Raw genomic sequence first — 5,024 nt, forward strand, 5'->3', positions numbered from 1 at the left:
GTGCTGACCGTGCCTGCCGAGGAAATGCTGCCCTTGCAGGTGCAGGACCTGCGCCGCCACCCGCAACCCCAGCAGGCGCTGGATGCGTTGATCCACGGCGAGGGCTCGGCGCCTTTCGACCTGGAGCGCGGCCCGCTGCTGCGCGGGCGCCTGGTGGTGATGGCCGACGATCACCATGTGCTGCTGCTGACCCTGCACCACATCGTCTCGGATGGCTGGTCGATGGGCGTACTGACCCGCGAGCTGATGGCGCTGTACACCGCCTTCAGCCATGGTTTGCCCGACCCGTTGCCGGCGCTGCCGATCCAATATGGCGACTTTGCCGTGTGGCAACGCCTGTGGCTCAGCGGTGAGGTATTGCAACGCCAGAGCAGCTATTGGCAGCAGGCCCTGGCCGGCGCGCCGGCGTTGCTCACGCTGCCCACCGATCGCCCGCGCCCGGCGCAGCAGGATTACGCCGGCAGCAGTGTCGAGGTGCGCCTGGACGAGCGCCTGACCGCCGGGCTCAAAGCCTTGAGCCAACGTCATGGCACCACGCTGTACATGACCCTGATGAGCGCTTGGGCCGCATTGCTGTCGCGGTTGTCTGGCCAGCACGACCTGGTGATCGGCTCGCCGGTGGCCAACCGCACCCGCAGTGAGGTGGAAGGGCTGATCGGGCTGTTCGTCAACACCCTGGCGGTGCGCATCGACACCTCGGGCGCACTGAGCACCGAGGCGCTGCTGGCACGGGTCAAGGCCCTGACGCTGGCGGCCCAGGCCCATCAGGACCTGCCGTTCGAACAGGTGGTGGAAATCGCCCGGCCGCTGCGCAGCCTGGCGCACAGCCCGTTGTTCCAGACACTGCTGACCTGGCAGGACAGCAGCGCGCCGACCCTGGCCCTGGGCAACCTGGCCCTGGAAGGCATTGTGCAGGACAGCCACTTTGCCAAATTCGACCTGTCCCTAGACCTGGGCGAAGTGCAGGGCACGATTGTCGGTGCGCTGGAATATGCGGTCGCGCTGTTCGACGAATCGACGGTGCGGCGTTATGTCGGTTACTTCAAACGGGTGCTGCAGGCCATGGTCGATAACGACCAGGCCGTGCTGGAGCAGGTGCCCTTGCTGGGTGAGCAGGAGCGGCACCAGCTGTTGTTCGGGTTCAATGCCACTGCGGTGGATTACAACCTCGACCAGACCCTGCATGGCATGTTTGAAGCCCAGGTGGCGCGCACGCCGCAGGCCATTGCGCTCAAGGCGGGCGAGCTGCAACTGACCTATGCCGAGCTGAATGCGCGGGCCAATCAGTTGGCCCATCACCTGCTGGCACTGGGCGTGCAGCCGGACTCGCGGGTGGCGATCTGCGTGGAGCGCAGCCTGGAAATGGTGATCGGGTTGTACGCGATCCTCAAGGCCGGCGCTGCCTATGTACCGCTGGACCCAGCGTACCCGCTGGAGCGCATCGCCTACATGCTGCAGGACAGCGCGCCCGCCGTGGTGCTGGCCCAGGGTTCGACACGTGGGCTGTTGGGTGCAGTGCACGTGGTCGATCTGGACCAGCCGGATTGGCAGCACCGGCGCGTCGACAACCCCGGGGTGCAGGGCTTGAGCGCCTATGTGATCTACACCTCCGGTTCCACCGGCCAGCCCAAGGGTGTGATCAACGAGCATGCCGGGGTGGTCAATCGCCTGCTGTGGATGCAGGACGAATATGCGCTGACGGCGCAGGACACGGTGCTGCAGAAAACCCCGTTCAGTTTTGACGTGTCGGTATGGGAATTCTTCTGGCCGCTGTTTACCGGCGCACGCCTGGTGATGGCGCAGCCGGGCGGGCACAAGGACCCGGTGTATTTGTGCGAGGTGATCGAGGCCGAACGCATCACCACGTTGCACTTTGTGCCGTCGATGCTCGATGTGTTCCTCGCCCATGGCGATGTGAGCCAGGCCGCCGGGCTGGTGCGCGTGATCTGCAGCGGCGAAGCCTTGCCCGGTAGCCTGGTGCGGCGCTTCAAGCAGCAATTGCCCGGAAGCCAACTGCATAACCTGTATGGCCCCACCGAAGCCGCCGTAGACGTCACTGCCTGGGACTGCGCGGGCGCGCTGACGCCGGACAACACCCCCATCGGCAAACCGATTGCCAACACGCGCATGTACCTGCTGGACGCGCACATGCAGCCGGTGCCCCTGGGCGTGGTCGGCGAGTTGTTTATCGGCGGCGTGCAAGTCGCGCGCGGCTACCTGAACCGCCCCGAGCTGACCGCCGAGCGTTTCCTGCAGGACCCGTTCACCGCCGGGCGCCTGTACCGTACCGGCGATGTCGGCCGCTACCTGGCGGACGGCACCATTGAATACCTGGGGCGCAATGACGACCAGGTGAAGATCCGTGGTTTGCGCATCGAGCTGGGCGAAATCCAGGCGCGCCTGACCGAGTACCCCTTGATCAACGAAGCCGCCGTAATCGCCCGCGAGGACCGGCTGGTGGCGTACTACACCGGTGCTCGCTGCGAGATCGACGCACTGCGCGTGCACCTGCTGCAACAGCTGCCCGAGTTCATGCTGCCGGCGCTGTTCGTGCACATGGACGCGCTGCCCCTGAGCCCCAACGGCAAGCTCGACCGCAAGGCACTGCCCGCACCGGATGCGGAGTCGCTGGCAGTCCGCGCGTACGAAGCGCCGCAGGGCGAGATGGAAATTGCCCTGGCCAACCTGTGGGCCGAACTACTCAATGTGCCGCGGGTAGGGCGCCACGATCACTTCTTCGAGTTGGGTGGGCACTCGTTGCTGGCGGTCAGCCTGATGGGGCGTTTGCGCCGCCTCGGCTGGTCGGCGGATGTGAAGGTGCTGTTCGGCCAGCCGACATTGAGCGCCTTGGCGGCGGCGCTCGGCAGCGGGCGTGAAGTGGCGGTGCCGGCCAATGGCATTGCTGCCGACTGCGCGCAGATCACCCCGGCCATGCTGCCGTTGGTGCAACTGGATCAACCGGCCATCGAGCGGATTGTCGCCTGCATTCCGGGTGGCGCGGCGAATGTGCAGGATATCTACCCGCTGGCGCCATTGCAGGCGGGCATGCTGTATCAGCATCGCGCCGTGCAGGAAGGCGACGCCTATGTGCTGCACGCGCAATTCGCGTTCGACAGCCGCCAGCGCCTGGAGGCCTTTGCGCTGGCGTTGCAGGCGGTGATCCGCCGCCATGACATTCTGCGCTCGTCGTTCCATTGGGACGGCCTGGAAGAACCGGTGCAAGTGGTGTGGCGTGACGCTGCATTGCGCGTCGAGACGGGGCCGTTGCCGCAGCGCCTGGACCTGGCCCAGGCGCCGCTGATGCGTCTGGTGTACACCGAGGAGCCGCAGCGGGTGGTCGCCACCTTGCTGTTCCATCACCTGATCATGGACCACGTCGCGCTGGAGATCCTGCAGCACGAAATGCAGGCCTTCCTGCTCGGCGAGCACGCCCGCCTGGGCGCGGCGGTGCCGTATCGTAACTACGTCGCCCAGACCCGCCTGGGTGCTGGCGATCACCAGGGGTTTTTCGGCGAAATGCTCGGCGAGATCGATGAGCCGACGCACGTGCCCAACCTCGGTGTCGACGCCACCGCGCAGCTGACGCTTGACCCGCTGTTGAGCCAGCGCCTGCGCAACCAGGCGCGCCAGTGCGGGGTGAGCGCCGCCAGCCTGATGCACCTGGCGTGGGCGCAGGTGCTGGGCAAGGTCAGTGGCCGCGCGCAGGTGGTGTTCGGCACGGTGTTGCTCGGTCGCCTGCAAGGCGGCGAAGGGGCAGAGCGGGCCATGGGGGTGTTTATCAATACCTTGCCGCTGCGCGTCGACCTCGGTCAGCACTCGGTGCGCAACGCGGTGCGGGCCACCCACGTACGCCTCAGCCAATTGCTCGCCCATGAACATGCGCCGTTGGCGCTGGCCCAGCGTTGCAGCGCGGTGCCGGTGGCGACGCCGTTGTTCAGCGTGCTGTTCAACTACCGCCACAGTGCGCCGCACTCCGCGGGCGTGGCCGAGGCGTGGCAGGGCATCCAGTTGCTCAAGGCTGAGGAACACACCGACTACGGTCTGTCGATGAGCGTGGATGATCAGGCTGACGGGTTCGCCTTGAAGGCCGTGGGGCGAGGCGCGCAGCGGTTGTGCGGCTACCTGCACACTGCCGTGGAGCAACTGGTGCAGGCGCTGGAACAGCACGCCGACATTGCCATCAGCCACTTGCCGATCCTGCCCGCTGCCGAACACCGGCAGTTGCTGGACTTCAACGCCACCCGCCGCGCGTACCCGCGTGAGCACACGGTGCAGCGCCTGTTCGAAGCCCAGGCCCAGGCACGCCCCGACGCGCTGGCGGCGCTGCATGGCGCGCAGGCCCTGAGCTACGGCGAACTGAACAGCCGCGCCAACCGCCTGGCCCATCACTTGCTGGGGCTAGGTGTGCGGCCAGCGGATAACGTCGCGATCCTGCTGCCGCGCGGCCTGGACCTGCTGGTCAGCCAGCTGGCGATTCTCAAATGCGCCGCGGCCTATGTGCCGCTGGACATCAACGCGCCGGCCGAACGCCAGGGCTTCATGCTGCACGACAGCGGCGCGACCTGGCTGTTGACCCGCAGCGACGCGGCGCTCGCGTACCCGGCCCAGCGCCTGGACCTCGACACCCTGGCTCTAGACCCGCAACCAAGCCACAACCCGGACCTGTCGCAATCCTCGGACAGCGTGGCCTACATCATGTACACCTCGGGCTCCACCGGCACGCCGAAAGGGGTGCTGGTGCCCCATCGCGGCATCACGCGCCTGGTACTCAACAATGGCTACGCCGACTTCAATGCCGGCGACCGCGTGGCCTTTGCCTCCAACCCGGCGTTCGATGCCAGCACCATGGACGTCTGGGGCCCGTTGCTCAACGGCGGCCAGGTGCAGGTGATCGACCATGCCACCTTGCTCGACCCGCCCGCCTTTGGCGTGGCATTGCAGGGCGTCACGGTGCTGTTCGTGACTACGGCGCTGTTCAACCAGTATGTGCAGATGATCCCCGAGGCGCTGGCCGGCCTGCGGAT

Annotated in this window: 1 protein-coding gene; it reads left to right on the top strand. The window is 66.7% G+C overall.

The features are described from left to right. Positions 1-5,024 (top strand): amino acid adenylation domain-containing protein (locus WBR57_RS02155; RefSeq protein WP_424081689.1); only part of this gene is annotated, 5,024 nt, incomplete at both ends.

The organism is Pseudomonas sp. (assembly GCF_049590575.1).
Taxonomy (GTDB): domain Bacteria; phylum Pseudomonadota; class Gammaproteobacteria; order Pseudomonadales; family Pseudomonadaceae; genus Aquipseudomonas.